The organism is Gammaproteobacteria bacterium (assembly GCA_015709635.1).
Taxonomy (GTDB): Bacteria; Pseudomonadota; Gammaproteobacteria; order Burkholderiales; family Nitrosomonadaceae; genus Nitrosomonas.
In genome coordinates, this window is sequence record CP054180.1 from 1,983,335 (window position 1) to 2,007,402 (window position 24,068).

The 24,068-nt window shown below is 49.3% G+C and carries 25 protein-coding genes and 1 tRNA gene; 13 read left to right on the forward strand and 13 right to left on the reverse strand.

The features are described 5' to 3' along the window. Positions 1-27 precede the first annotated feature (27 nt). A tRNA-Leu gene (locus HRU78_09385) sits at positions 28-112 on the reverse strand. Between the two features lie 58 nt (positions 113-170). Here HRU78_09385 and rnr point away from each other — a divergent pair. From rnr to HRU78_09430, 9 genes are all read left to right on the forward strand, one after another. Next, the gene (gene rnr, locus HRU78_09390; protein ID QOJ23831.1) at positions 171-2,396 is read left to right on the forward strand and encodes a ribonuclease R; all 2,226 of its coding nucleotides are present in this window, start codon (positions 171-173) and stop codon (positions 2,394-2,396) included. Between the two features lie 89 nt (positions 2,397-2,485). Further along, positions 2,486-3,226: a 23S rRNA (guanosine(2251)-2'-O)-methyltransferase RlmB gene (gene rlmB / locus HRU78_09395; GenBank protein ID QOJ23832.1), complete on the forward strand. Its 741-nt coding sequence runs from the start codon at positions 2,486-2,488 to the stop codon at positions 3,224-3,226. Between the two features lie 99 nt (positions 3,227-3,325). After that, on the forward strand, positions 3,326-5,083 hold the full coding sequence (locus tag HRU78_09400) for an arginine--tRNA ligase (GenBank protein ID QOJ23833.1): 1,758 nt from the start codon (positions 3,326-3,328) through the stop codon (positions 5,081-5,083). A 24-nt stretch (positions 5,084-5,107) separates the two neighbouring features. Beyond that, positions 5,108-5,920: an SPOR domain-containing protein gene (locus HRU78_09405; protein ID QOJ23834.1), complete on the forward strand. Its 813-nt coding sequence runs from the start codon at positions 5,108-5,110 to the stop codon at positions 5,918-5,920. 80 nt (positions 5,921-6,000) lie between these two features. Next, entirely contained in the window at positions 6,001-6,636 is a 636-nt protein-coding gene (locus HRU78_09410) for a thiol:disulfide interchange protein DsbA/DsbL (GenBank protein QOJ23835.1), read from the forward strand. Between the two features lie 448 nt (positions 6,637-7,084). Then, on the forward strand, positions 7,085-8,701 hold the full coding sequence (locus HRU78_09415; protein QOJ23836.1) for an HDOD domain-containing protein: 1,617 nt from the start codon (positions 7,085-7,087) through the stop codon (positions 8,699-8,701). 30 nt (positions 8,702-8,731) lie between these two features. Next, on the forward strand, positions 8,732-9,349 hold the full coding sequence (gene gmk, locus HRU78_09420) for a guanylate kinase (GenBank protein ID QOJ23837.1): 618 nt from the start codon (positions 8,732-8,734) through the stop codon (positions 9,347-9,349). 82 nt (positions 9,350-9,431) lie between these two features. Further along, positions 9,432-9,638, forward strand: coding sequence for a DNA-directed RNA polymerase subunit omega (locus HRU78_09425; protein ID QOJ23838.1), 207 nt, complete (start codon positions 9,432-9,434; stop codon positions 9,636-9,638). Between the two features lie 169 nt (positions 9,639-9,807). Beyond that, positions 9,808-11,913 (forward strand): bifunctional (p)ppGpp synthetase/guanosine-3',5'-bis(diphosphate) 3'-pyrophosphohydrolase, encoded by a 2,106-nt coding sequence (locus HRU78_09430; GenBank protein ID QOJ23839.1) that lies wholly within the window; start codon positions 9,808-9,810, stop codon positions 11,911-11,913. Positions 11,914-11,976: 63 nt separating this feature from the next. Here HRU78_09430 and ccsA read toward each other — a convergent pair whose 3' ends face one another. Further along, on the reverse strand, positions 11,977-12,819 hold the full coding sequence (gene ccsA, locus HRU78_09435) for a cytochrome c biogenesis protein CcsA (GenBank protein ID QOJ23840.1): 843 nt from the start codon (positions 12,817-12,819) through the stop codon (positions 11,977-11,979). 141 nt (positions 12,820-12,960) lie between these two features. Between ccsA and ffh the strand changes: the two genes are divergently transcribed. Then, on the forward strand, positions 12,961-14,310 hold the full coding sequence (gene ffh / locus HRU78_09440) for a signal recognition particle protein (protein QOJ23841.1): 1,350 nt from the start codon (positions 12,961-12,963) through the stop codon (positions 14,308-14,310). Between the two features lie 151 nt (positions 14,311-14,461). Here the strand turns inward: ffh and HRU78_09445 are convergent, their stop codons facing one another. From HRU78_09445 to coaBC, 3 genes are read right to left on the reverse strand one after another with little or no spacing between them, the layout of a single operon-like run. Then, positions 14,462-14,902, reverse strand: coding sequence for a DUF192 domain-containing protein (locus HRU78_09445; GenBank protein ID QOJ23842.1), 441 nt, complete (start codon positions 14,900-14,902; stop codon positions 14,462-14,464). Then, entirely contained in the window at positions 14,902-15,351 is a 450-nt protein-coding gene (gene dut / locus HRU78_09450) for a dUTP diphosphatase (protein QOJ23843.1), read from the reverse strand. The genes HRU78_09445 and dut overlap by 1 nt, the downstream gene beginning before the upstream one ends. Continuing rightward, on the reverse strand, positions 15,338-16,564 hold the full coding sequence (coaBC, locus tag HRU78_09455; protein QOJ25000.1) for a bifunctional phosphopantothenoylcysteine decarboxylase/phosphopantothenate--cysteine ligase CoaBC: 1,227 nt from the start codon (positions 16,562-16,564) through the stop codon (positions 15,338-15,340). Before coaBC ends, dut begins: the two co-directional genes overlap by 14 nt. 185 nt (positions 16,565-16,749) lie before the next feature. On the opposite strand from coaBC, the gene radC reads away from it, so the two are divergent. Genes radC through rpmG form a run of 3 tightly spaced genes read left to right on the forward strand, consistent with a single transcriptional unit; the run spans position 16,750 to position 17,910 of the window. Continuing rightward, entirely contained in the window at positions 16,750-17,424 is a 675-nt protein-coding gene (radC, locus tag HRU78_09460; protein QOJ23844.1) for a DNA repair protein RadC, read from the forward strand. A gap of 58 nt (positions 17,425-17,482) precedes the next feature. Beyond that, positions 17,483-17,719 carry a 50S ribosomal protein L28 gene (gene rpmB, locus HRU78_09465; protein QOJ23845.1) on the forward strand — a complete coding sequence of 79 codons (237 nt, stop codon included), beginning with the start codon at positions 17,483-17,485 and terminating at the stop codon, positions 17,717-17,719. A gap of 35 nt (positions 17,720-17,754) precedes the next feature. Next, positions 17,755-17,910, forward strand: coding sequence for a 50S ribosomal protein L33 (rpmG, locus tag HRU78_09470; GenBank protein QOJ23846.1), 156 nt, complete (start codon positions 17,755-17,757; stop codon positions 17,908-17,910). Positions 17,911-17,976: 66 nt separating this feature from the next. Here rpmG and HRU78_09475 read toward each other — a convergent pair whose 3' ends face one another. The 8 genes from HRU78_09475 to HRU78_09510 all read right to left on the reverse strand — a co-directional run bounded on the left by HRU78_09475 (position 17,977) and on the right by HRU78_09510 (position 24,066). Further along, the gene (locus HRU78_09475) at positions 17,977-19,167 is read right to left on the reverse strand and encodes a fatty acid desaturase (protein QOJ23847.1); all 1,191 of its coding nucleotides are present in this window, start codon (positions 19,165-19,167) and stop codon (positions 17,977-17,979) included. 239 nt (positions 19,168-19,406) lie between these two features. Continuing rightward, positions 19,407-19,952 (reverse strand): rRNA large subunit pseudouridine synthase E, encoded by a 546-nt coding sequence (locus HRU78_09480; protein ID QOJ23848.1) that lies wholly within the window; start codon positions 19,950-19,952, stop codon positions 19,407-19,409. 25 nt (positions 19,953-19,977) lie between these two features. Next, positions 19,978-20,430, reverse strand: coding sequence for a phosphohistidine phosphatase SixA (gene sixA, locus HRU78_09485; GenBank protein QOJ23849.1), 453 nt, complete (start codon positions 20,428-20,430; stop codon positions 19,978-19,980). Positions 20,431-20,463: 33 nt separating this feature from the next. Beyond that, positions 20,464-20,760 carry a YggU family protein gene (locus tag HRU78_09490; protein ID QOJ23850.1) on the reverse strand — a complete coding sequence of 99 codons (297 nt, stop codon included), beginning with the start codon at positions 20,758-20,760 and terminating at the stop codon, positions 20,464-20,466. A 15-nt stretch (positions 20,761-20,775) separates the two neighbouring features. Then, the gene (locus HRU78_09495) at positions 20,776-21,351 is read right to left on the reverse strand and encodes a YggT family protein (GenBank protein QOJ23851.1); all 576 of its coding nucleotides are present in this window, start codon (positions 21,349-21,351) and stop codon (positions 20,776-20,778) included. A gap of 166 nt (positions 21,352-21,517) precedes the next feature. Then, positions 21,518-22,330 carry a pyrroline-5-carboxylate reductase gene (locus tag HRU78_09500; protein QOJ23852.1) on the reverse strand — a complete coding sequence of 271 codons (813 nt, stop codon included), beginning with the start codon at positions 22,328-22,330 and terminating at the stop codon, positions 21,518-21,520. Positions 22,331-22,365: 35 nt separating this feature from the next. Continuing rightward, positions 22,366-23,196: a bifunctional DNA-formamidopyrimidine glycosylase/DNA-(apurinic or apyrimidinic site) lyase gene (gene mutM, locus HRU78_09505; GenBank protein QOJ23853.1), complete on the reverse strand. Its 831-nt coding sequence runs from the start codon at positions 23,194-23,196 to the stop codon at positions 22,366-22,368. Positions 23,197-23,199: 3 nt separating this feature from the next. Then, positions 23,200-24,066, reverse strand: coding sequence for a DUF4340 domain-containing protein (locus HRU78_09510; GenBank protein ID QOJ25001.1), 867 nt, complete (start codon positions 24,064-24,066; stop codon positions 23,200-23,202). Positions 24,067-24,068 lie beyond the last annotated feature (2 nt).

Consider the following 24,068-nt stretch of genomic DNA (forward strand, 5'->3'; position numbering starts at 1 on the left):
AAAAGTGAAAAACAGAAAAAGTATCAGTGGTGCCCAGAAGAGGACTCGAACCTCCACACCCGAAGGCACATGGACCTGAACCATGCGCGTCTACCAATTCCGCCATCTGGGCCAAGGGCAGTCGGGGTCCGGCTGCCGAAGAACGCGTAATTCTATAGGAAACCATTGTTTTGTCAATTAAGAAGAATCAAAAACTGCGTAATCTGGATCCGTTTCTCAAACGCGAGAAAGAACGCTATCAACACCCATTACCAAGCCGGGAGTATATTCTCCAGATTTTGCAGCAGCAGGGAATCCCCCTTGCCGAACCGATGTTGCGGAAATTACTGGATATTACAAAAAAAGAAGTAGAGCTGTTCAACCGCCGTTTGACGGCGATGATGCGCGAGGGTCAGATTTTCCGCAACCGCAAAGGCGATATTTGCGTGATGGAGAAACTGGATCTGATCAAAGGCCGGATACAGGGTCATGCCGACGGATTCGGTTTTTTGCTTCCCGATGACGGCAGTCCGGATTTATTTCTGAGTGCAAAAGAAATGAATAAAGCACTACACGGTGACCGGGTCGTGGTGCGCGAAATCGGACTGGACCGGCGCGGACGCCGCGAAGCCGCCATTGTCGAAATCCTGGAACATACCAATACGCAGCTGGTGGGTCGGCTGCACATCGATCACGGTATTTTATTCGTCGTCGCTGAAAACAAGCGCATCAGCCAGGATATTCTGATCGCCAAGGAACACTCGTTAAAAGCCAAAGCTGGCCAGATCGTTATTGCCGAAATCATCCAGCAGCCGAATAAACAAACACAGCCGATCGGTAAGATCATCGAGATTCTGGGCGATTACACCGCGCCGGGAATGGAAATTGAAATCGCTTTACGCAAACACGATTTGCCTTACGTGTTCCCTGCCGAGGTTGAAACGCTCGCAGCAAAATTCCCCAAGAACGTCCTGAAGAAAGAATGTAAGGAACGTAAAGACATCACGCATTTGCCGCTGGTCACGATCGATGGTGAAACCGCACGCGATTTTGACGATGCCGTTTATTGCGAGAAAGACGGCGACGGATACCGGTTATACGTGGCAATTGCGGACGTCAGTCACTATGTCAAGCCGCACGATGCGTTGGATCAGGAAGCGCTGAACCGCGGCAATTCCGTGTATTTTCCGCGCCGTGTCATTCCGATGCTGCCCGAAGCGCTGTCAAATGAATTGTGCTCGCTCAATCCCGGCAAGAACCGCTTGTGCATGGTATGCGAAATACAATTCCAAAAAAACGGCGAAATCTTGGATTATGTTTTTTATCCCGCGGTGATGCGCTCGCACGCACGTCTGACTTACACCACGGTAGCGGCAATCCTGGAAAAACCCAAAGGCGCCGAAGCCAAGGAAAATGCCGGGCTGCTGCCGCACTTGCAGTTGATCTACAAGCTGTTCAAGGCGCTGCTGAAAGCACGCAAAAAGCGCGGCGCCATCGATTTTGAAACCACCGAAACTCAGATGTTCTTTAACGACCAAGGAAAAATCGAAAAGATTGTACCGGTGCAGCGTACCGAAGCGCACCGTTTGATTGAAGAATGCATGCTGGCGGCGAATGTTTGCGCTGCGGATTTTCTGCAAAGAAATGGCCAGACCACGCTGTATCGCATCCACGAAAGCCCGGCCGCGGAAAAAATCGAGGCATTGCGCAATTTTCTGAAGGAATTCGGCATTCAATTGGGCGGCAAGAACAAACCGGGCGCCAAGGATTACGCGCAAACGCTGCTTAAAATTCAAGACCGGCCGGATGCGCAGCTGCTGCAAACCGTGATGCTCAGATCGCTGCAGCAAGCCATCTACAGCCCGGATCTCGCCGGCCATTTCGGACTGGCGTACGATGCCTACACGCATTTCACGTCGCCGATCCGGCGCTATCCCGATTTGCTGGTACACCGCGCGATCAAAGCGGTATTGCAGGGCGAAACCTACAATCCCGGCGATTGGAACGAATTGGGCCTGCGTTGCTCGATGACCGAGCGGCGCGCGGACGATGCCACACGCGATGTCGAATCCTGGCTCAAATGTTTTTATATGCAGAATAAAATCGGTGAGTGCTTTGACGGTGTCATCAGCAGCGTGACCGGATTCGGCCTGTTCGTGGCGCTGGATGGTGTGTACGTGGAAGGGCTGGTGCATATTTCCGAGCTGCCGAGCGATTATTTCCATTTCGATGCCACCAAGCACAGCTTGCTCGGCGAGCGCAGCGGCAAGCAATACCGGCTCGGTGACCGGTTGCGCGTCAAATTGGTTCGCGTGGATCTGGAAACCAGTAAAATCGATTTTGCGTTAGCCGAGCCGGATGAGAAACCGGCTCGCGTAAAAACCAAAACGCCCGCAAAAAAACAAGAAATCACATGAGTAACTGATAAATTGCTCTAAAATACGCGCCAAAATCAATCATCCGGCAAAACCAGCCGATTATTTTCCAATCAAGCTCAGGTTAAAACGTGTCCAACACCCGCTTTATCTTCGGTTTTCATGCTGTCACCAGCCGCCTGCGGCAAAATCCGGATAGTATCAAGGAAATTCTGATCGATGCCGCGCGCAACGATCAGCGTGCGCGCAATCTCATCCAGTTGGCCGAGAGCCGGAACGTTCGCCTGATTCCATGCGAAAGTGCCAAGCTCGCCAGCATGACCGGCAGCGAGCGCCATCAAGGCGTTGCGGCCGGTATCGACAGTGCGCGCAGTCATGCCGATATCGATGATATTTTGGATACATTGACCGAACCGGCACGGCTGCTGGTGCTGGACGGCATTCAGGATCCGCACAATCTGGGTGCCTGCTTACGTGTCGCCGATGCCTTCGGCGTGCATGCCGTGATCGCACCGAAAGACCGGGCGGTTGGTTTGACGCCGACGGTTTACAAAGTATCCAGCGGTGCGGCGGATACCGTTCCGTATATTGCCGTTACCAATTTGGCGCGTACGTTAGAGCAACTTAAAGAGCGGCAGATTTGGATTTTCGGCACTGCGGAAGATGCGGAATACGATTTGACGCATTTTCCGATCCAAGGCGCTGTCGCCTGGGTGTTGGGTTCGGAAGAAAAAGGATTGCGCCGTCTGACGCGCGAGAACTGCGACCAATTGGTGCGGATTCCGATGCAAGGCAGTATCGAAAGCTTGAATGTCGCAGTCAGCGCCGGCATTTGTCTATTTGAAACGCATCGCCAGCAATCTTTGGTCTGAGCTGCGCACCTGATAAAATACCGCTTATTTTTAACAACCGTGATTCTCATCTTGCGCAGCAGCATTGCGTAAAAATTACGATACCGCCGATCCCCGATCATGAATTCATCCGTTTGCCCAAACTTCAAAACCCATTTTGCCGGACTTTTCCACGCGGCGGCCAGTGCCATCGCGACGCCGGATAGCAATTTCCGCATCGAATTGACACGCACCAAACAAGCCAGTCACGGCGATTATTCGTGCAATCTGGCGATGCAACTGGCCAAGCCGTTGCACAAAAACCCGCGCGAAGTAGCGAATTTATTGATCGATGCCCTGCCCTCCTCGCCTTATCTGGAAAAAGTGGAAATCGCGGGCGCCGGATTTATCAATCTGTTTCTGAAGAATTCCGCCAAGCAGCAATACGTGCAGCACGTGCTGCGCAGCAAAGAAGTTTTCGGCCATAGCGATTCCAGTCAGGAAAAAAAAATCCAGGTGGAATTCGTTTCAGCCAACCCCACCGGCCCCCTGCATGTCGGTCATGGACGTGGCGCAGCTATCGGCGCGAGCTTGTCGAATGTGCTGACAGCCGCTGGTTTCCATGTATCGCGCGAATTTTACGTCAACGATGCGGGACGGCAGATGGATATTTTGACGCTCTCAACTTGGTTACGGTATCTCGAACTCAACGATATCCACATTCCGTTCCCGCAAAACGCGTACCAGGGTGACTACGTTAAATCGATGGCGCAGCTGATCCACCAAGCGCATAGAGAACGTTATGTTCATCACCCGGAATTAGTGTTGGACGGCTTGCCCGTGAGTGTCATGGAAACAGCCGTGAGTACCGACGAACATCTGGATCAGTTAATCGCCAACGCGAAAAAAATACTCGGCCAGGATTATGCGTATTTCCACAATCTTGTACTGACCGAGCAACTCGGCGATTGCCGCAACGATTTGATGGAATTCGGCGTCGAGTTCGACGTGTGGTTTTCCGAGCAATCGTTATACGATAATGGCTCGGTCGCGCGCACCATCGAATTGCTCAAGGAAAAAAAATATTTGTACGAACAGGATGGCGCAACCTGGTTCCGTTCCACCGACTTCGGCGATGAAAAGGATCGTGTCGTACAGCGGGAAAACGGCCAATTCACTTATTTCGCATCGGACATTGCTTATCATCTGAATAAATTCGAGCGCGGCTTCGATCAAGTGATCAATATTTGGGGCGCGGATCATCATGGCTATATTCCGCGCGTCAAAGGCGCATTGCAAGCGTTCGGTCTGGATCCGGCAAAACTGGAAATTGCTCTGGTGCAGTTTGCCGTGCTCTACCGCGACGGAAAAAAATCGCCGATGTCCACCCGCTCCGGTGAATTCGTCACGCTGCGAGAGTTACGCGAGGAAGTCGGCAAGGATGCCGCACGGTTCTTTTATGTAATGCGCAAAAGCGATCAGCATTTGGATTTCGATTTGGATCTGGCAAAGTCGCAAAGCAATGAAAATCCGGTTTATTACGTGCAGTACGCGCATGCACGTGTGTGCAGCGTGCTAGCGCAATGGGACGGCGATGCCGCCGATCTGGTTGAAGCCGATACGGCAGCACTATCCGGTCCCACCGAGCTGGCTTTGCTGCAAAAATTGATCGACTTTCCCGATACTGTGGAAATGGCCGCGAAGGAATTTTCCCCGCATCTGATCGCCTTCTACCTCAGAGAACTGGCCAGCGAATTCCATAGTTACTACAATTCAACACGTTTTCTGGTGCCCGAAATTCCCCTGCAGCACGCCCGGCTGGCATTGATCACCGCTATCCGCCAGGTATTGCATAATGGATTGACCTTACTCGGTGTCAGCGCACCTGATAAAATGTAACCGAATTACTGTAGAAGGATAGCTATGAGCCGAGATTATAAGACCCGCAAACCCGCAAAATCCTCATCCGAAAAGGGCGGCTCCGCTTTTTTTGGCGGATTTGTCGGCTACGCCTTAGGTATTGCGAGTGCGATTGGCATATGGCTCTATCTCAACTATGCGCCCAGTCCGTTTTTACCGGCAGAAAAAGTAGCCAGCTCGACGGAGAAAAATAACGCGCAGCCTGCAGCAGAAAAACCCAAAACAGCGGAAAAAACCGCACCGGAAGAGCCGGTAGCTGTCGCGGAAGAAAAGCCGCGGTTCGATTTTTACAAAATACTACCGGGTATCGAAGAACCTGAAGTCGATCATGAGTTCAGGCGCGCTGCTGAAAAGCCTGCGCAACCGCCAGTAACCGCGAAAGCACCGGAAAACAACCATAAACCGGCTGAAATCGTGCCACAACCCGCTCCGCCCCGGCCCACGGTTACTCCGGCCGCTCCTCCGCCACAAGTCGCCGTGATACAACCGCGCGCGCTTCCAGCGGAACCGAAGCAACCGCCGCAACAGCAGCAACCGCAACAGCCGGTCACTCCTCAAGTCAAAACGCCCACCCCGGCAAAAGAGAAAATTTTTCTCCAGGCTGGATCATTCAGAAAAAATGACGAAGCGGAAAATATGAAAGCAAGACTGGCGCTGCTCGGCGTATTTGCATCGGTACAAGCGATTGATCTGGCCGAGAAAGGTACATGGTACCGTGTACGTATCGGTCCTTTCAGCAACAAAACAGATAGCGATCAAACCAGCGCTTCGCTGAGGGAAAACGGTATCGAAACGCAGTTTGTCAAAATACAATGAAGCAGCGCTGCGCCGCTTGTGCTTTCGCTTTCTCAACCCTAACCAACCGCAACCAGTTCGATACTTTTTAAGGAGTCAGCATGAATCGTCAAACCCTTGCAGTTTTCTTCTTAGTATTAAGTTTTGGTTTAATCAATTTATCCACGGCGCACGCTGATATCGTCGAAGGCAAGGACTATTCGGTTCTGGCAAAGCCGCAGCCGATGGAAGACAGCAATAAAATCGAGGTGCTGGAATTTTTCTGGTACGGTTGCCCGCACTGCTACAGCCTGCACCCGCTTCTAAAAACCTGGCTCGCGAATATTCCCGGCGATGTCAATTTTCATTATGTACCGGCGATTCTTCGCCCCAATTGGGTACCGGCTGCGAAAATATTTTATGCCGTCGAAGCGCTCGGATTGACCGGCACGCTGCACGATAAAGTGTACGATGCCATCCATCGCGACAAGATTGATCTGAATAATGAATCCGTGTTGTTCGATTGGGTCGAGAAACAAGGCATCGATAAGAAGAAATTTGAAAATGCCTATCAGTCTTTCGCGGTGCAAAATCAGGTATCGCGATCGACGCAAATGTCGCGCCAATATCAGCTCAATGGCGTCCCCACCCTGATAATCAACGGTAAGTATCTAACCAGCGGCAGAATGGGCGGCACGCCGCAGGATACCATCAAGACCTTGGATGCATTGCTGGAAAAAATCCGCAAGGAAAAATAGCAGCGTGTTTCTCTTGCCATCCGGCACAAGGTTGTATCAAAAGACCGAAACAACCTTGTGCCGGAACTGAAAATTCATACACCACCTCGCGAATCTCCGGCAAGCATATCGTCAACAAGTTGCATTCTGGAACATTTCTGAAACACTCGAAACACTGCTGAATCGCTGTTGGAATTGCCATCATCCGCACGCACAAGTCGCCGGGCCTTCAATATCGTTACGCAACAACCCAACCCGGTTACTTTTTTCGCTCGACAGAAAGAATCGTTCAGATTGTTTCAAGAAAGCACAACATTCTTTAACCCTGTCATTAACTGACCTTTAATTATGCCGCTAATAAAAAACATTATTTCTGCTGAGCCTCTGGCATTCAGAAGAAAAAACCAAGCTACATACTGAAATTATTTTGCGCCAATCACGTGGCCATTTTTCATGAAAGAAACTTAAGATGGGATCAATTCAGCAAAACCATACTCCGAAAAACTCATCCAGCTCTTCAAACTCCACGATCGTAAAAAGCCACTGCACAAAAACGATCAAAGACCGTTTGATCGAAGCCGCTGCTCATGATCCCGATCTTCCCGCTCTCGGCAGTTCCATTGCGCGCATCATTCAATTATCGTCGTCAGACGATCAATCCATTCAGCAATTGGCATACTACGTGCTGTCGGATGTTTCACTCACACAAAAAATTCTGCGCTTATCCAATTCTGTTGCCTGCAAAACTACATCCAACAAAATCAACGCCAATATCACCAAGGCTATTTTTCTGCTGGGCTTTAACTCCGTCAAAACATGCGCATTAGCCATGCTGCTGGTGGACGGCATGTCCGGAAAGCGCGCCGAGCTTGTGCGTACCGAATTAATTCACGCGTTTGCAGCCAGTACGATCAGCCGGGAACTCGTTAAAATCAGCAATTTTATCGATGCGGAAGAAACTGCAATTGCAGCTTTGTTCAAGAATCTTGGACGCTTATTGCTCGCGGCTTACGATCATGATCTTTATCAGGAAATGATTGCGCTCATTGCGCAAGGCACGCATACGCCGGTACAGGCATCCCTGCAAGTACTGGGCTTTAATCTCGATACCTTGACTGAGACTGTATTGGAGAAATGGAGTATCCCGAGCAGCATCATTCAAGGGCTTAGAAGCAGGCCTTTCGGGAATTTAGGTATTGCCAGAAGCCGGCAGGAGTGGATGCAGCAAGTAGCGGAATTTAGCGAGAAGGCTGCACCCCTGATCGTAGAGGCTGACACACTGGAAGACCCGGAGCTTAAGAACAAGCTGCTCACACGCTTCGGCAAAGCACTCAATCTGGATAAATCCAAATTGGATCAGCTAATCATGGATGCCAAGACGGAAACGCGCTCCCTGCTGATCAATGCAAACTTGCTGGACGCCGATAACAGCAAAAGAATCAGCATGGATTCGGCACATACGGAATTCACTATTCCCATTGATGAAAACTTATTGAGTGAATTGATTATCGATGACGATGAAATCGAAGATACGCAGATCATACAGCGCTATCCCAGCGGCAAGCCATTTAATGCACCGGCATTACTATTAGCCGGTGTGCAGGATGTCAGCGAAATTATGGCGCCGGGTAATTATAAATTGGATAGTTTAATCATGCTGATCCTGGAAACTTATTATAATAGCCTGGGTTTTCGTTTCATTACACTCTTTCTCAGGGATTCCAAAATGAATCAATACCGTGCACGAGGCTCCCTGGGAGAAAACAATATGGAATATAAAAAAATTCTTAATTTCCCGATGGCATCGTCCACCGATGTCTTTCATCTTGCCATGGAGAAAAATGTGGACCTGCTGATTTCCGATGCTAGCACACCGAAAATCCGCAAACTAATACCGCAATGGCATAAAAGCCTGTTTCCTGATGTATGCAGCTTTATGGTGTTACCCCTGGTGACAAACGATAAGCCTATCGGCTTATTCTATGCGGATCGTCAATCGGAAGCACCGGAAGGCATAACTCCGGAAGAAATCCGCTTGATTCGGACGTTAAAAGGTCAAGCATTGACAGCTTTCAACTCACGATAAAATAATGATGGCATACATAACAGGTAAAGCATGACGCAAACGACAGGCTGCTTATTTATCATCAGCGCACCATCCGGAGCGGGAAAAACCAGCCTGGTCAGGGCATTACTACAATCGGATTTAAATCTCAGCTTATCGATCTCACATACGACACGTCCACCGCGTACGGGAGAAGCCCATGGCTGTGATTACCATTTTGTGGATAAAGAAACATTCCAGCGCATGCTGCTGAACGGCGAATTCGTGGAAAGCGCCGAAGTTTATGGAAACTTTTACGGCACCTCGCAACAATGGATCAATCAAGCCATGTCATCAGGGCAGGATATTCTGCTTGAAATCGACTGTCAGGGTGCGAAGCAAATACAACAAATTTTTCCTCAGGCAGTCAGTATTTTTATCCTGCCTCCCTCTGCCGATATACTGGCGACACGCTTAAAAACACGCGCGCAGGACGACCTTGACGTTATCCAAAAGAGGCTTGCGGCGGCACGGGAAGAAATCAGTCATATTGCGGAGTTCGACTATATTATTATCAATAATCAGCTCGATGAAGCACTGAATGATTTAATTTGCATCATTAAAGCCGAACGCTTAAAAAAAGAACGCCAAATAATAAAGCATCATGCGCTCATCACTGAATTGTCATAGTGGATCTCTATCCAGATAGCGGCATCATTTTTTATCTTTTTGTTGTAAAATCTGCCCATAATTCACAACAGGAATAAATACGATGGCACGAATTACCGTTGACGATTGTTTAAAAAGAATACCTAATCGATTCGACATGACATTGGCTGCAACGACACGCGCCAGACAGCTGGCGATTGGGTCCGCTCCGTTGGTAGACCCCGGACGCGACAAAGCAACTGTCATTGCGCTGCGTGAAATCTCACAAGGTAAAGTGGGCGTGGATATCCTGAATCCTAAAAACATGTGATACAACGTCTGCACCAGATTGTCTTGAACCACCATCTCTTTATCGAGATATACGCCGCCAGCCAAGGCCATGATTGCGGATACTTCCGTAACCGGTTGCCGACCCAAGCTAAAACATAAAAATAAGCAATATATGATTTGGCTGGCAAAGATAAGACTTATCGAATGCCATGCCAGAAACAGAACTTCTATTCTCCGAAACATCGCAATACCTTAAGCCGGAAGACCTCGCGCAACTGAGAATTGCTTATTCTTTCGGCCAGGGCGCGCATTCCGGCCAGTTCCGCAAATCCGGCGAACCCTATATTTCGCATCCGGTCGCGGTAGCCAGAATTCTCAGTAAGCTCCATCTCGATGCTCCCACGTTGATGGCCGCCTTATTGCATGATGTCGTCGAAGACACGGATATCTCCAAAGCGGAAATCAGCGAGCGATTCGGTGAGCCTGTGGCGGAATTGGTCGACGGTGTTTCCAAGCTGACCAAAATCGAATTCCAGACGCAAGAAGAAGCGCAGGCTGAGAATTTTCGCAAGATGCTATTGGCCATGGCGCGCGATGTGCGCGTTATCCTCATCAAGCTGGCGGATCGATTGCATAATATGCAAACACTCGAAGCTATGCTGCCGGAAAAACAGCGCCGCATTGCCCGGGAGACCCTGGAAATTTATGCGCCGATCGCCCATCGGCTGGGCCTCAACAATATTTATCAGGAACTGCAAGAACTGGGTTTCCGGTATTCTTATCCCTTGCGCTACCGGGTTCTACAAAAAGCCACAAAAGCGGCGCGTGGCAACCGGCGCGAAGTGGTGGGAAAGATTCTTGAAGCCATCAACCTGAAATTAAAGGAAGCGGGACTGGAAGCTGATGTCACCGGACGGGAAAAGCATTTATACAGCATTTATACGAAAATGGTGGAAAAGCATCTGTCATTTTCCGAGGTTCTTGATATTTACGGTTTTCGCGTGATTGTCAAGGATATCCCTTCCTGTTATATCGCATTGGGCATGCTACATAGCCTGTACAAACCCATTCCCGGCAAATTCAAGGACTACATAGCAATCCCGAAAACCAACGGTTATCAATCGCTGCACAGCACTTTGCTGGGTCCTTTCGGCATACCGATCGAAATACAAATCCGCACCGCCAGCATGCACCGGATCGCCGAGAACGGCGTCGCGTCGCATTGGCTTTATAAAAGCTCAGATGGCGACTTTAATGATTTACGCTTGAAAACCAGCCAATGGCTGCAGAGCTTACTGGAAACCCTGAGCGACTCGACCGACTCCCTGGAATTTCTGGAGCATCTTAAAATTGATTTGTTTCCAGGCGATGTTTTCGTTTTCACGCCGCAAGGAAAAATTCTCACATTGCCAAGAGGTTCAACCGCGGTCGATTTTGCTTATGCCGTGCATTCCGATGTCGGCAATTGCTGTGTCGCCGCAAAAATTAACAGTGAAAATGCGCCGTTGCGTACCAAATTGAAAAGCGGCGACCGGGTTGAGATCGTCACTGCACCGTACGCCAAGCCCAATCCGGCTTGGCTCAGTTATGTTGCAACCGGAAGAGCGCGCTCGCATATCCGTCACTTCCTCAAAACCATTCAATACGACGAATCGGTTAAATTGGGCGAACGCATGTTGAATCAGTCGCTGCTGTCTTTTAACATGAATCCGGACGCGATCACCGAAGCGCAGTGGGAAAAATTAGTGCGTGACAGCGGCGTCAAATCCAAAGAAGAATTGCTTGCCGAAATGGCACTCGGTAAACAGCTGCCGGCGGTCGTGGCCAAACGCCTAGCTTCGCCTTCCGAATCTGTCACTCAGGAACAAAAAGCGGGGCCGATTACCATATTGGGTACTGAAGGAATTACCGTGCAGTTTGCCAAATGCTGCCGCCCTATTCCCGGCGATGCCATTATTGGCGTGATCAAGAAAGATTCCGGATTGATCATTCATACGCACGATTGTGCCAACGTCACCGGCAACCAGAAAAATCCGGAAAATTACCTGGATGTCACCTGGGGTAAAGACATTACGCGCACATTCGAAGCCGGTATCAAGGTAACGACAGCGAACAAACAAGGCGTACTGGCACGCGTTGCCGCTGAAATAGCCAAAGCCGAATCCAATATTGACGATATCGCGATGCAAAGCGAAGATGACTTCATGCACATGCGCTTCATTCTGCAAGTCAACAACCGGCATCATCTGGCACACGTCATGCGCAGCCTGAGACACCTTCGGGAAGTCGCAAAAATCAGCCGGACAAAAGGTTGATACTATTTTCGGTGTTCACCTACTAAGTAGACGAGCTCCAACCCTTCTCGCACAATAGCTTCGTTAATAACGATTCAATACAATCTCCAGCACAAACTTGCTGCCGATATAGGCCAGCAACAAAGCAACAAATCCCGCCAGCGTCCAGCGGATTGCAATCCGCCCGCGCCAGCCATAAAACTGCCTTCCGGCAAGCAGTGCCGCGAATACACCCCAGGAGATAAAACCAAACAACGTTTTGTGAGAAAAAGTCACAGGCTGACCGAAAACCTCTTTTGAAAACACCACACCGCTTAAGAGCGTCAGCGTCAGTAAAATAAATCCCACCCAGATGATATGAAACAGCAGTTTCTCCATCGCCAGCAACGGCGGCAAGTTCGTCAACACCGAACGTGTCGCCGGATGATGCAATTGGCGTTCCACTACGGTCATCAGCAAGGCGTGTAACGCCGCGATTGTCAGTAAACTGTAGGCCATCATGGCAACCAGCAAATGCGCTTTAAATGCAGGCAGTTCGGTATTTTCCAGCACGCGCAGCGAGGGAAAAAATAGCGGCAATAATACTGCAATCGCGGACGCGGCGGCCACCGGCGCAACCAGCGTTTGCAGTCCTTGCAAGCGTTTGAAGAAACCGGAAAACCAGTAAATAAAAGCGGTCAGCCAAACAATAACCGAGATTGCATTGCTCAACCCGAAACTCAATCCAGCGCCGGCAAACATCGATTGATACAGTGTCATGGCATGTAATGACAAAGGGATGAGCATCGCATAATGCATCCAAATCATCATGACCTGGCTGCGCTGGCTCTCCTGCAATGCCGATTGATTCCAGGTATTGCGCCAGAAATACCAACCAATCAGTATATAAAGCAAAAAAGCCGCTGAATAAGTTAAAATGCTGATCATTGACAGTGCAAATTTTTAGAAGACTGAAATAACTGTTAAGTCTACATGGCACGTTAATAAATTCAAAGCATTCTCCCGGAATTTGTTAAACATGAATACTCGCACTGTTCGCGATCCATTTATTTCTATGAGGTTTTAAGTATGTTCGATAATCTGACCAGCCGGCTGAGCGGTGTCATTAAAACATTGCGCGGCGAAGCCAGGCTTACCGAAAGCAACATTCAGGATGCTTTGCGTGAAATTCGCCTGGCGCTGCTGGAGGCTGATGTCGCCTTACCGGTCGTCAAGGATTTCATTGCCCGCATCAAAGAAAAAGCCATAGGCCACGAAGTATTGGGCAGCCTTACCCCGGGACAAGCCTTGGTTGGCGTAGTTTACCAGGAATTGATCGCCATTATGGGCGGCGATAAAGCTGAGATCAATCTCGCAACCGTGCCGCCTGCCGTCATTCTCATGGCGGGATTGCAGGGTGCCGGTAAAACCACGAGCAGCGGTAAGCTGGCCAAGTGGCTTATGGAGAACAAGAAAAAGAAAGTGCTGTTGGTATCTTGCGATATCTACCGCCCGGCCGCGATTCACCAGCTGGAACTGCTGGCCCAGCAAACCGGTGCTGATTTCTTCCCCGTCCAGGATGGTCAGAAACCCGGTGAAATCGGCGCAGCCGCATTGGACTTTGCGCGCAGGCATCATCACGAAGTCATGATCGTCGACACCGCCGGACGATTGGGTATCGACGAAGCCATGATGCAGGAAATCAGCGAGCTCGAAGCGCTGTTGAAACCGATCGAAACCCTGTTTGTCGTGGATGCGATGCAAGGGCAGGATGCCGTCAATACCGCCAAGGCGTTTTCCGATGCATTGCCGCTGACAGGCGTCATCCTTACCAAGCTCGACGGCGATGCACGCGGCGGTGCTGCGTTATCGGTCAAGCATATCACCGGCAAACCGATCAAATTCGCCGGTGTGGCGGAAAAATTAACCGGACTCGAGATCTTCCATCCGGACCGGATGGCGTCGCGTATTCTCGGTATGGGTGACGTGCTGGGGTTGATTGAAGAAGCGCAACGCAATGCCGATCAGGAAGAAGCTGAAAAACTGATGAAGAAAATGAAGTCAGGCAAGTCATTTGACTTGAATGATTTCAAAGCGCAATTTCAGCAAATGCACAAGATGGGTGGCATGAGCGCATTGATGGATAAACTGCCGGCGCAATTCAGCCAGGCAGCGCAAAATGTTAAAGTGGATGACAAAATAATTCACCGCACTGTCGGCATTATCAATTCCATGACTCAACAGGAACGCGCCAAACCGGAAATTCTCAAGGCTTCGCGCAAGCGCCGTATCGCGGCGGGTGCAGGTGTTACCGTGCAAGAGGTCAATCGCCTGCTGTCACAATTTGAGCAAGCCCAAAAAATGATGAAGATGATGAATAAGGGTGGGATGGCCAAAATGATGCGCGGACTCAAAGGTATGATGCCGCGCATGCATTAGGGAAACGCTGATTAATTCGGCGGACGAGATGAAGCACGAGGCGCACGGAACACAGCAACCTAGACATATCAATAAGATAGGCGAGGAAGCGAGTACCGCGCAACGAAGTGATTCGCTCGTATAGTCAATTAATCAGCATTTCCTTAGCTTATCAATCAGCAGCGGGTGCTCGTTCCAATCCGGTAACTTGGGCGCCTGCCGTTATCTTTCTTGCCGCAAACCACCCCTTGTTCATTTCCAGCGCATATTTCGCCACTCCCGCAGCATCGTGCGACGTCAGGGTCTCTGGTTGCATGTCGGCAATATTCAGAATGACACCACGCACATCGATAAAAGCCACACTGAGCGGAATATAGGTATTTTTCATCCACATACTGTAGTAGCCACTGCTGGGAAAAACGAACAGCATGCCACTATTTTCTTCCAGTGACTCCCGATACATCAGCCCTTGCGAGCGGGATAATTGCGTGTGCGCAACTTCAACGCTCATCGTATGACCGGATATTTCCAACGGAATCATAGGGATTTCCGTTGCATGTGCATCGGCATGCGCCGCTAGCAATACCGCTACTATGAGCGCAAACCTGTGCATCAATGCTTGCCGGTGCTGCCAAAGCCATCCTCGCCGCGGTGACTCTGGTCAAAATTATCCACCGGATTGAACTCAACCTGAATCACGGGAACAATGACCAACTGCGCAATGCGCTCCAGCGGGTTCAAATGAAACACTGTCTGCCCCCGGTTCCAGCAGGAAACGAGAATCTGGCCTTGATAATCCGAATCGATCAATCCGACCAGATTGCCCAATACAATCCCATGCTTATGGCCAAGCCCCGAACGCGGCAACACCAATGCGGCCAATCCGGTATCGGCAAGATGCACCGCAATACCGGAAGGAATAAGATGAGTTTCCCCCGGATTGATCGTCAGCGGCTGTTCGATACAAGCGCGTAAATCCAAACCGGCCGATCCCGGCGTGGCATAAGCAGGAAGCTGCTCGCGCAAGCGCTCATCAAGAATTTTAATATCAATTTTTTTCATTCTTTTTGCTTTGTTTTCGGTAGAGTAAATCGATGTGTTTTATCAAGTGCCGCGCTTGCTCCATTTTAGAAGCTTTAGGAAGAATATGCTGGCCGGTATCATCGAACAATATCAACTCGCTTTTATCAAAACCGATTGTATCCTGCGCTAAATTGGCAACCAGCAGCGGGATGTTCTTTTTGCGCCGTTTCATGGCTGCATTCTTTTCGAGATTCTCCGTTTCCGCCGCGAAACCGACACAGAAAGGCGGCTTGGACAGGTTTGATACTGTCTTTAAAATATCTGGATTAGGAACTAATTCGAGTACTAGGTTGCTGGCAGATTTCTTGATCTTTTGCTGACTGGCATTTTCCACACGATAATCCGCAACGGCAGCGACACTGATAAAAATATCGGTTTGCGCTATCTCAGCCTGCACGGCACGCAACATATCTTCTGCACTTACCACCGGGATAAATTTATCAACGGCAGGCGGTGCCAAACAAACCGGGCCGGAAATGAGCGTTACCACCGCTCCCGCTTCTGCCGCCGCCCGGGCAACGGCATAGCCCATTTTCCCGGAACTGCGGTTGGTGATGCCACGCACCGCATCAATCGCCTCGAACGTGGGTCCCGCGGTTATTAACACATTTTTATCCTGTAGTAGCGCAGTGGCATGGACAGCAGCTTGTACCGCTTGCGCCAATTCGGCAGCTTCCAGCATGCGCCCCATCCCGACTTCACCGCACGCTTGTTCACCACTATCCGGGCCGATTATTTTTATGCCGTCTTGCCGCAACAAGGATATATTGCGCTGCGTCGCCGGATTCTCCCACATTTGCCGGTTCATCGCGGGCGCTATCATCAGCGGGCAATCGCGCGCCAAGCACACCGTCGTCAGCAAATCATCCGCGCTACCATGCGCCAGCTTAGCGATAAAATCGGCACTGGCTGGCGCTACCAGAATCATGTCGGCGCTGCGGGACAGATTGATATGCGCCATGTTTTGAATGGCGTTGGCACCCCACAAATCGGTATAAACAGCATGACCGGTCAACGATTGAAAAGTCACCGGTCCCACAAAGCGACAGGCGGCTTGCGTCATCACCGTATGCACATCCATGCCATCCTGCACTAATAGACGCGCCAATTCCGCAGCTTTATAAGCAGCCACACCGCCGGTTACACCCAGCAGCAAGCGCTTTTTAGATTCAGCCGATACCCGAGAAATCATCATAAGATAAGAAGAATTCCAAATAAACCCAATCCAATCGACGTACTGTACCTAAGATTCAATAATGCACGTGTGTAACTTACTTACCGATTCTACTTAACACAATCACACGACGTGCCGCTATCAGTCGTTAGCATAGCGACAATGCATTTCATTTTACATCACCCAGCATTCTTCTAGCGTTTATGGCAATTACAAATTGGCCGGTATCCGAACGGCCGCGTGAAAAATTATTACAAAAAGGCGTGAATGCTCTTTCAGACACCGAGCTTCTGGCTATTTTTCTGCGTACCGGAATTACAGGAAAAAGTGCTGTCGATTTAGCGCGGGAGCTACTTTCACATTTTGGCAGCTTGGCCAATATATTTGCAGCCAGTCAAACCAGTTTCTGCCAAATACCGGGAATGGGCAGTGCAAAATATGCGCAACTGCAAGCCGTTCTGGAAATGGCACGCCGCACACTGAGCGAAGAACTGAAAAGCGGTAACGCAATGAATTCTCCCGATCTGGTCCGGGATTTTCTGCGTTTAACTCTGACAAACAAGCAGCATGAAGTATTTATCGGTATTTTTCTAGACACCAAGAATCACACCATCGCTACTGAAGAATTATTCAGCGGCACGCTGACACAAACCAGTGTTTACCCTCGTGAAGTTGTTAAACGTGCGTTATATCATAATGCCGCTGCAATTATCTTCGCGCATAATCATCCCTCCGGTGTCGCAGAACCCAGTCATGCCGACAAAGTATTGACGCAATCCTTAAAACAGGCATTGACTATAATCGATGTCAAAGTGCTGGATCACTTTATTGTGGGTAATGGTACTGCTTTCTCATTTGCTGAGAATGATTTAATTTGAGTAAACAGCCCAAATCAGGATATAATCGCCGCTTTTAAGAATTTTGGAGTGCGCTAACATGGCACGAGTATGTGAAGTAACTGGCAAAAAACCAATGTCAGGTCATAATGTTTCTCACGCAAACAACAAAACCAAAAGACGTTTCCTACCAAATCTGCAACGCCGCCGGTTTTGGGTTGAGAGCGAGAATCGCTGGATTAGCTTACGATTAACGAATGCCGCATTGCGCACTATTGATAAAAATGGTATCGATGCGGTATTGGCAAAATTGCGTGCTGAAGGTAAAGATATCTAAGAAACTCACCAAAGGTTAGTTAAGGAGTTAGCATTATGCGTGAAAAAATAAAACTTGAATCCTCAGCAGGTACAGGGCATTTTTATACAACCACTAAAAATAAACGTGCAAAGCCTGAGAAACTAGAAATAATGAAATTTGATCCTGTTGCAAGAAAGCACGTTAAGTACAAAGAAACAAAGCTTAAATAAATTACCTACTATTTATAACGTCAATAAAAAACCCGCCGCGGCGGGTTTTTTATTGACACTTTTTGGCTACGCATAACAGCGTAATCGCTGTGAAAAAATTCTTAACACTTCGATTCCGCTCTCTTCAGCACGACGGCACCAGTCTTCCAATTGTTTAACCAATTCTTCCGTTGATGCCGTAGAACGCTGCCAGATTTCGGCCAGCTCTTCGCGCATGGTATAAACCTTGTCCAGCGTTTTGGCATTGCTCAACACGTGACTGAGCTTTTCACGCTCATGTTCCTGCAGTGTTTTAGAATCCGCTAAAATCCAGCGCTTCAAAGTGGTGTTATCCACGCCGTATTGCGCCGCTACTTCTTTCAAATGAACCATTTCATTTGCAAAAGTCATCTTCAACGATTTCGTATACTTAGCTAGAACCTCATAGCGATGAGAAATAACAGCTTGCAATGTATCCGAATCACACTGCGTTTTTGCTTTATTAAGACGCAGCTTCGGCGCAATTTTCTTAACTTTCGCAAGCCCCAGTATTTCCAGGGTACGAATATATAACCAGCCGATATCGAACTCATACCATTTGTTCGATAATCGTGCGGACGTCGCATAAGCATGATGATTGTTATGCAGCTCCTCACCGCCGATTAAAATACCCCATGGAACAATATTGGTACTGGCATCTTCTGCACGGAAATTACGATAGCCAAAATAATGACCAACGCCATTGATAACACCTGCTGCAAAAATTGGCGCCCACATCATTTGCACCGCCCATATCGTTAATCCAATGGGACCAAACAAAATCACATTAATAATCAACATCAGCGCAACACCTTTGGCACTGTGCTTGGTATAAACATTGCGCTCGATCCAATCATCAGGTGTACCGTAACCGTATCTTTTTAAAGTCTCCTGATTCTTCGCTTCCATTCTGTACAGCTCCGAGCCTTCGGTTAAAACTTTCTTAATACCATAAATGACCGGGCTATGCGGATCGTCTTTCGTTTCACATTTCGCATGGTGCTTGCGATGAACTGCCGTCCATTGTTTGGTAACCATTCCAGTCGTTAACCACAGCCAGAAGCGAAAAAAATGGCTGGGTATCGGATGCAATTCCAACGCTCTGTGCGCTGAATGGCGATGAAGATAAATTGTGATGGATGCAATGGTGATATGTGTTAAAACCAAGGTGACGACAACGTACCCCCACCATGGCATATCAATCACACCCGATATCAATGTTAAAAAATCAGAAATCATATAAATATCATCCTTTAGAGGCTTACTCAGACGCAAGCCGATATATAAAAACAACTCCCTGCACACTGCCTATTTCGATCAACTTAATGGCAACATCGTTCACTTCGACTGTTTCTCTACAGTCTCTTAATACTCATTTTTCACTCTTTCCCTCATTTTAAATTTTATACTACACCCAACAGAAATGAAATATCAATCAGCAATGATTATTTGCTTTAAATCTGCGGCCTTATCAATAATCAGACATCGCGCAATAAACGCCACTCTCCCGGTGCAAGACCTTGCAGCGTATATTTGCCGATGGCATAACGAATCAACCGCAGTGTAGGAAACAGCACTGCCGCCGTCATTCGCCTTACTTGGCGATTTTTACCTTCAGTAACAATCAGGGAAATCCAAGTCGTAGCAATATTTTTCCGGTAACGGATGGGTGGAATACGCTGCCACAAACCGCTAGGTTCATCGATTAGATCAGCTTGAGCCGGTTGGGTTCTAAAATCTTTCAGAATCACGCCCTGACGAAGCTGGTTGAGTGCCGCTTCATCCGGCTTACCTTCGACCTGAACCCAATAGGTTTTGGGTAGTTTAAATTTCGGATCGCTCAATTGCTGTTGCAGCTTTCCATTGTCCGTTAACAATACCAAGCCTTCGCTGTCCGCATCCAATCTGCCCGCCGGGTAAAAGTCCGGTAATGGAATAAAATCTTTGAGTGATTGGTGCTCGCTTTCCGGTGTAAATTGACAAATCACACCATAGGGTTTGTTGAACAGAATTAACCGCGGCATGACATCCGGATCGGCAACGGAAAACTCATAACATTTCAGGATAAATCACGGCATGCAATTGAGGCTCAACTGCGCCGTCTTTTTCTTTACCTCGAATCCACCAGACTGAGCCTCTTTTAACACGCAAGCCGGCAGGAATAACCGGAATCAGATAGCTGGCGATTTCACCTAATGTTGGTTGATGACCGACTATCACGACCGCACCGCGCGTGTCAGGCCAGCCAGCCACGGCCAGAACAGCATGGGCGCTGGCGCCCGGACCTATCGCATCTTCGGTTGCAAAATCGGAATCCAGTGCCATTGCCGTCTGCTGAGTCCGGCGTGCCGGACTGACGATTATCCGTGTATTTTCCGGCAATTTTGGTTTGAGCCAATCCGCCATGCGTTTTGCCTGATCGCGCCCCCTTTCTGTCAACTGCCGGGCCATATCCGGAAAACCATCTTCAGCCTCGGCATGACGCCACAAAATCAATTCCATTACCATTCTTCCAATAAAAAAACACAGCGGCAATCAGTCTGGCGCCTCACTAAATAGCACCTCCGGACCATATGCAGGTTGCTGAATCATGATCACTTTATGACGTGATCTATCCCCCTGCTTTAATATCACGCGAGAAAGCGGCACATCAAACCGCTCAGCAAGAAACTTTATCAATGCAGCATTTGCTTTGCCTTCAACCGGCGGTGCCGCGAGTTTTATCTTCAGCGCTTCACCATGCAAGCCGTCCGCTGCGGTATTTTTTGCCCCCGGTTGTATATGCAGCGTCAAAACAAGATTTTTCGCTTCATCATACCGATGCCATCCCATGACCGTAGCAGCCGCTTAAAAAAGCATCAGGGTGATTTCCTTATGTATCCCGGCCACGATCATCAACAACACCTGAATTAAAATCAGCACGAACAAGGGAGACAAATCGACATTGGCGATCGGCGGAATCCATCTGCGGAAAACAGCCAGGAACGGACTGGTAAAGCTATCCAGCAGCGGTGCTAACGGGCTATGCGGATTAACCCATGATAAAACGGCTTGCATGATGATCGCCAGCAACACGATATAGAGCGTCGTTTCAATAATCTCGACGATGCCCAGCAACCCCATCACTCCCAGCGAGGTCACAATGTTCGCTTCAAAATCATAGCCCTGTGCCATAAATGTACTGGTTACGATAATACTTTCCAATAACCAAGCCAGCATCAACGTCGACAAATCGATTCCAGCCCACCCCGGAATAAACCGGCGCGCCGGGCGTACCATAAAATCAGTCACGGCAATGAGAAACTGGGAGACCGAGTTGTAGAAAGGAACGCGTAATAGTTGAAAATAAAAACGCAACAACAACGCTAAGGAAAGCAACCCCAGAATAGTATCGACAAGAAAAACCAAGATCTGACTGGACATGACAATTTCCCAAAAACTAGAATTGATAAATAAAGCACCCCGCCGCAAGCAGCGGGGTATTAACTGCGTTCTTCAATCTGCTGGTTTTTCAACCAGCTTTCGCCCCAAGGGGCGGGGAATTGAACCCGCAGAGATTAAAAAATCGCTGACAAGTTATTTGTGCACTCTATATTTTGCTGAACTCATCGCTTAATTCCCGCGAGCGTCTGCTGGCAGCATGAATGGCAGCTATGATCTTACACTTAATATCATTTTTTTCCATAGCGAGTATTGCTTGTTCGGTCGTGCCGCCTTTCGAGGTCACCCGGGCACGCAATGTCGCCGCATCTTCATCGCTCGCACTAGCCAGCTTGCTGGCGCCGGCGAATGTCTGCAAACTGAGCTGCCGGGCCTGAGACGGCGTTAAGCCCAATTCTATCGCCGCCTGTTGCATCGCTTCGATAAAGTAGAAAACATAAGCCGGTCCGCTACCGGAAATCGCTGTCACGGCATGCAGCATTTCCTCATCGTCGACCCAAAGTGTCGACCCCACCGCGGCAAGAATCGATTCAGCATTTTCTTTATCCGATTCACTATTACCAGCGGCTGCATACAGACCGGTAACACCGGAACGTACCAGCGACGGCGTATTGGGCATCGCGCGCACCACCCGCCGGTAGCCGCCCAGCCAGCGCATCAGGTCGGCTGCACAAATTCCCGCGGCAATCGATATGATCAATTGATTATTCAATAGCGGCGCCAGTTTCTGCGCCAATTCGAATAACTGTTGCGGTTTGACGGATAATACAATGGCATCGCTATTGACTATACCACCGGCAAGATCGGCCACCGCCGAAATACCGAATGATTGCTTTAGCTTGTCGCGGTTTTCCGCATTGATCTCGACCACGCGCAATTGCTCCGTACCATAGCCTTGCTGTAGTAATCCGTTGATTAAAGCGGATGCCATGTTACCACCGCCAATAAATGTAATGTTCATATGATCTTTCTTGATATGTTATAAACCGCATTCCATCAGTGCTGGCATGCCGGGCAATAAAAGCTGGAGCGCTGGCCTTGCCTGATATGTTTGATGACACCTCCGCATTTTTTGCACGATTGGCCTGCCCGTCCATAAACCCAATATTGCTGCTGAAAATAACCCGAACTTCCGTCGCTGTGGACAAAATCGCGCAGCGTGCTGCCTCCCGCCTCAATCGCCCGCTGCAGCGTTTGCTTCACCGCCTGCACCAGTATTTCATAACGCGCCAAGGCAATTCTGCCAGCGGCGGTTTTAGGATTGATACCAGCCAGAAACAAAGCTTCGTTGGCATAAATATTACCGACACCCACCACGACGTGATGATTCATCAAGGTCTGTTTAATGCCGGTACGGCTACCCCTGGTTTTCTCAAACAATTGCGCTGCGCTGAAATCCGCGGTCAAAGGCTCCGGTCCGAGATTCAGCAACAGCGGATGCTGCCAAACATCGCCTACATGCCATAACACTGCGCCAAAACGACGCGGATCGCGCAATCGCAAAATCGTTTGATCATGTAGAATCAGATCAAAATGGTCATGCTTTTGCGGATACTGACTATCATGCTCTGATTTTGCTGAAAGTATACGTAAACTTCCCGACATTCCCAAATGAACGAGCAACGTTCCCGCAGCGCAATCCAGCAACAGGTACTTGGCACGCCGCGTTACCGTCCGGATGGTCAATCCCGGCAATAGTGCCGGCAATTCACCCGGCACCGGCCAGCGCAACCGGTGATTGCGGATAACGGCTTGTGCAATCGTTTTTCCGGTCAAATGAGGTGCGATTCCGCGCCGCGTTGTTTCGACTTCCGGCAATTCCGGCATCGGCTACCGAGCGCTATTTGCGGCAGAAAACACAGAAGGATCGAGCAGTTGCCGCCCTGCTTCGAGCGGAAATTGATAGCCGATCCCTTCTTCGATGCGCAACAAGACGATTGAAAACTGATTTTGCAGAATTTTCAGCCTGATTTTCCGTTCATCTCGCAGATCGATTGTTATCAAGCCGTTTTCGGCAAAATTGGCAGTCAACTCGGCTGCCGTTTTCAGTTCAACAGCACGCGCACTTTGCCACAATCGAACCCAATGGTGCAGCGTTTCCGCATTCAATGCATCGTCCGCATGCTGCGGTGTCACGCGCCAATGCGCATCGTAAAATTCCACCTCGCCATGCGGCAACTCAAATTTAACCGGAATTTCATCGGGCGCGAGCAATCCGGGGTTAATCAAATCGCTGGTGTTGCGCGGCAATGCTAGTGCATAGCGCGGCGCCAGCAAATATACATAATCGCCGGTTGCTACATATTGCTGGTGAGTGGTCGGGGCAAATCCGCCAAAATCAAAGCGCGCATTGTCTATCGATAATTGCACATGCGGGCGCTCCAAGCCAAAACGCCCCAAATCGGCCAGTGGAAAGCGCTGCTGGCTCCGCGCCCGGAGAATTTCCAGAATCTTTCCAATCTTTTCATCGTCAGCCCAGGCTTGTACCGGTTTTACCAAATACCAATGGCCGTCTCGCCGCTTGAGCACCGTTTCTTGCTGCTGTTTGACGATGCGCACGTGTTGCGCAGCCTCGACGGAGCCGCTCGTCAGCGGATATTCCGTGTTGCCTGAGGATTGCGGTTTGAAATAGAGAAACACGATCAAACCGATAATCGTAACCGTCATGACTAGATTGAGCCGCGTGTGGTGCGTCATGA

Bases quoted from the DNA above. Each gene is read 5' to 3' on its own strand.
- radC (QOJ23844.1), top strand. From the start codon at position 16,750: ATGGCAATTACAAATTGGCCGGTATCCGAACGGCCGCGTGAAAAATTA.
- HRU78_09475 (QOJ23847.1), bottom strand. From the start codon at position 19,167: ATGATTTCTGATTTTTTAACATTGATATCGGGTGTGATTGATATGCCA.
- ccsA (QOJ23840.1), bottom strand. From the start codon at position 12,819: ATGATCAGCATTTTAACTTATTCAGCGGCTTTTTTGCTTTATATACTG.
- dut (QOJ23843.1), bottom strand. From the start codon at position 15,351: ATGAAAAAAATTGATATTAAAATTCTTGATGAGCGCTTGCGCGAGCAG.
- gmk (QOJ23837.1), top strand. From the start codon at position 8,732: ATGACGCAAACGACAGGCTGCTTATTTATCATCAGCGCACCATCCGGA.
- HRU78_09425 (QOJ23838.1), top strand. From the start codon at position 9,432: ATGGCACGAATTACCGTTGACGATTGTTTAAAAAGAATACCTAATCGA.
- HRU78_09490 (QOJ23850.1), bottom strand. From the start codon at position 20,760: ATGGGATGGCATCGGTATGATGAAGCGAAAAATCTTGTTTTGACGCTG.
- HRU78_09480 (QOJ23848.1), bottom strand. From the start codon at position 19,952: ATGCCGCGGTTAATTCTGTTCAACAAACCCTATGGTGTGATTTGTCAA.
- HRU78_09510 (QOJ25001.1), bottom strand. From the start codon at position 24,066: ATGACGCACCACACGCGGCTCAATCTAGTCATGACGGTTACGATTATC.
- HRU78_09410 (QOJ23835.1), top strand. From the start codon at position 6,001: ATGAATCGTCAAACCCTTGCAGTTTTCTTCTTAGTATTAAGTTTTGGT.
- HRU78_09430 (QOJ23839.1), top strand. From the start codon at position 9,808: ATGCCAGAAACAGAACTTCTATTCTCCGAAACATCGCAATACCTTAAG.
- HRU78_09445 (QOJ23842.1), bottom strand. From the start codon at position 14,902: ATGCACAGGTTTGCGCTCATAGTAGCGGTATTGCTAGCGGCGCATGCC.
- HRU78_09405 (QOJ23834.1), top strand. From the start codon at position 5,108: ATGAGCCGAGATTATAAGACCCGCAAACCCGCAAAATCCTCATCCGAA.
- rpmB (QOJ23845.1), top strand. From the start codon at position 17,483: ATGGCACGAGTATGTGAAGTAACTGGCAAAAAACCAATGTCAGGTCAT.
- sixA (QOJ23849.1), bottom strand. From the start codon at position 20,430: ATGGAATTGATTTTGTGGCGTCATGCCGAGGCTGAAGATGGTTTTCCG.
- mutM (QOJ23853.1), bottom strand. From the start codon at position 23,196: ATGCCGGAATTGCCGGAAGTCGAAACAACGCGGCGCGGAATCGCACCT.
- rpmG (QOJ23846.1), top strand. From the start codon at position 17,755: ATGCGTGAAAAAATAAAACTTGAATCCTCAGCAGGTACAGGGCATTTT.
- HRU78_09415 (QOJ23836.1), top strand. From the start codon at position 7,085: ATGGGATCAATTCAGCAAAACCATACTCCGAAAAACTCATCCAGCTCT.
- HRU78_09495 (QOJ23851.1), bottom strand. From the start codon at position 21,351: ATGTCCAGTCAGATCTTGGTTTTTCTTGTCGATACTATTCTGGGGTTG.
- HRU78_09500 (QOJ23852.1), bottom strand. From the start codon at position 22,330: ATGAACATTACATTTATTGGCGGTGGTAACATGGCATCCGCTTTAATC.
- ffh (QOJ23841.1), top strand. From the start codon at position 12,961: ATGTTCGATAATCTGACCAGCCGGCTGAGCGGTGTCATTAAAACATTG.
- coaBC (QOJ25000.1), bottom strand. From the start codon at position 16,564: ATGATTTCTCGGGTATCGGCTGAATCTAAAAAGCGCTTGCTGCTGGGT.
- HRU78_09400 (QOJ23833.1), top strand. From the start codon at position 3,326: ATGAATTCATCCGTTTGCCCAAACTTCAAAACCCATTTTGCCGGACTT.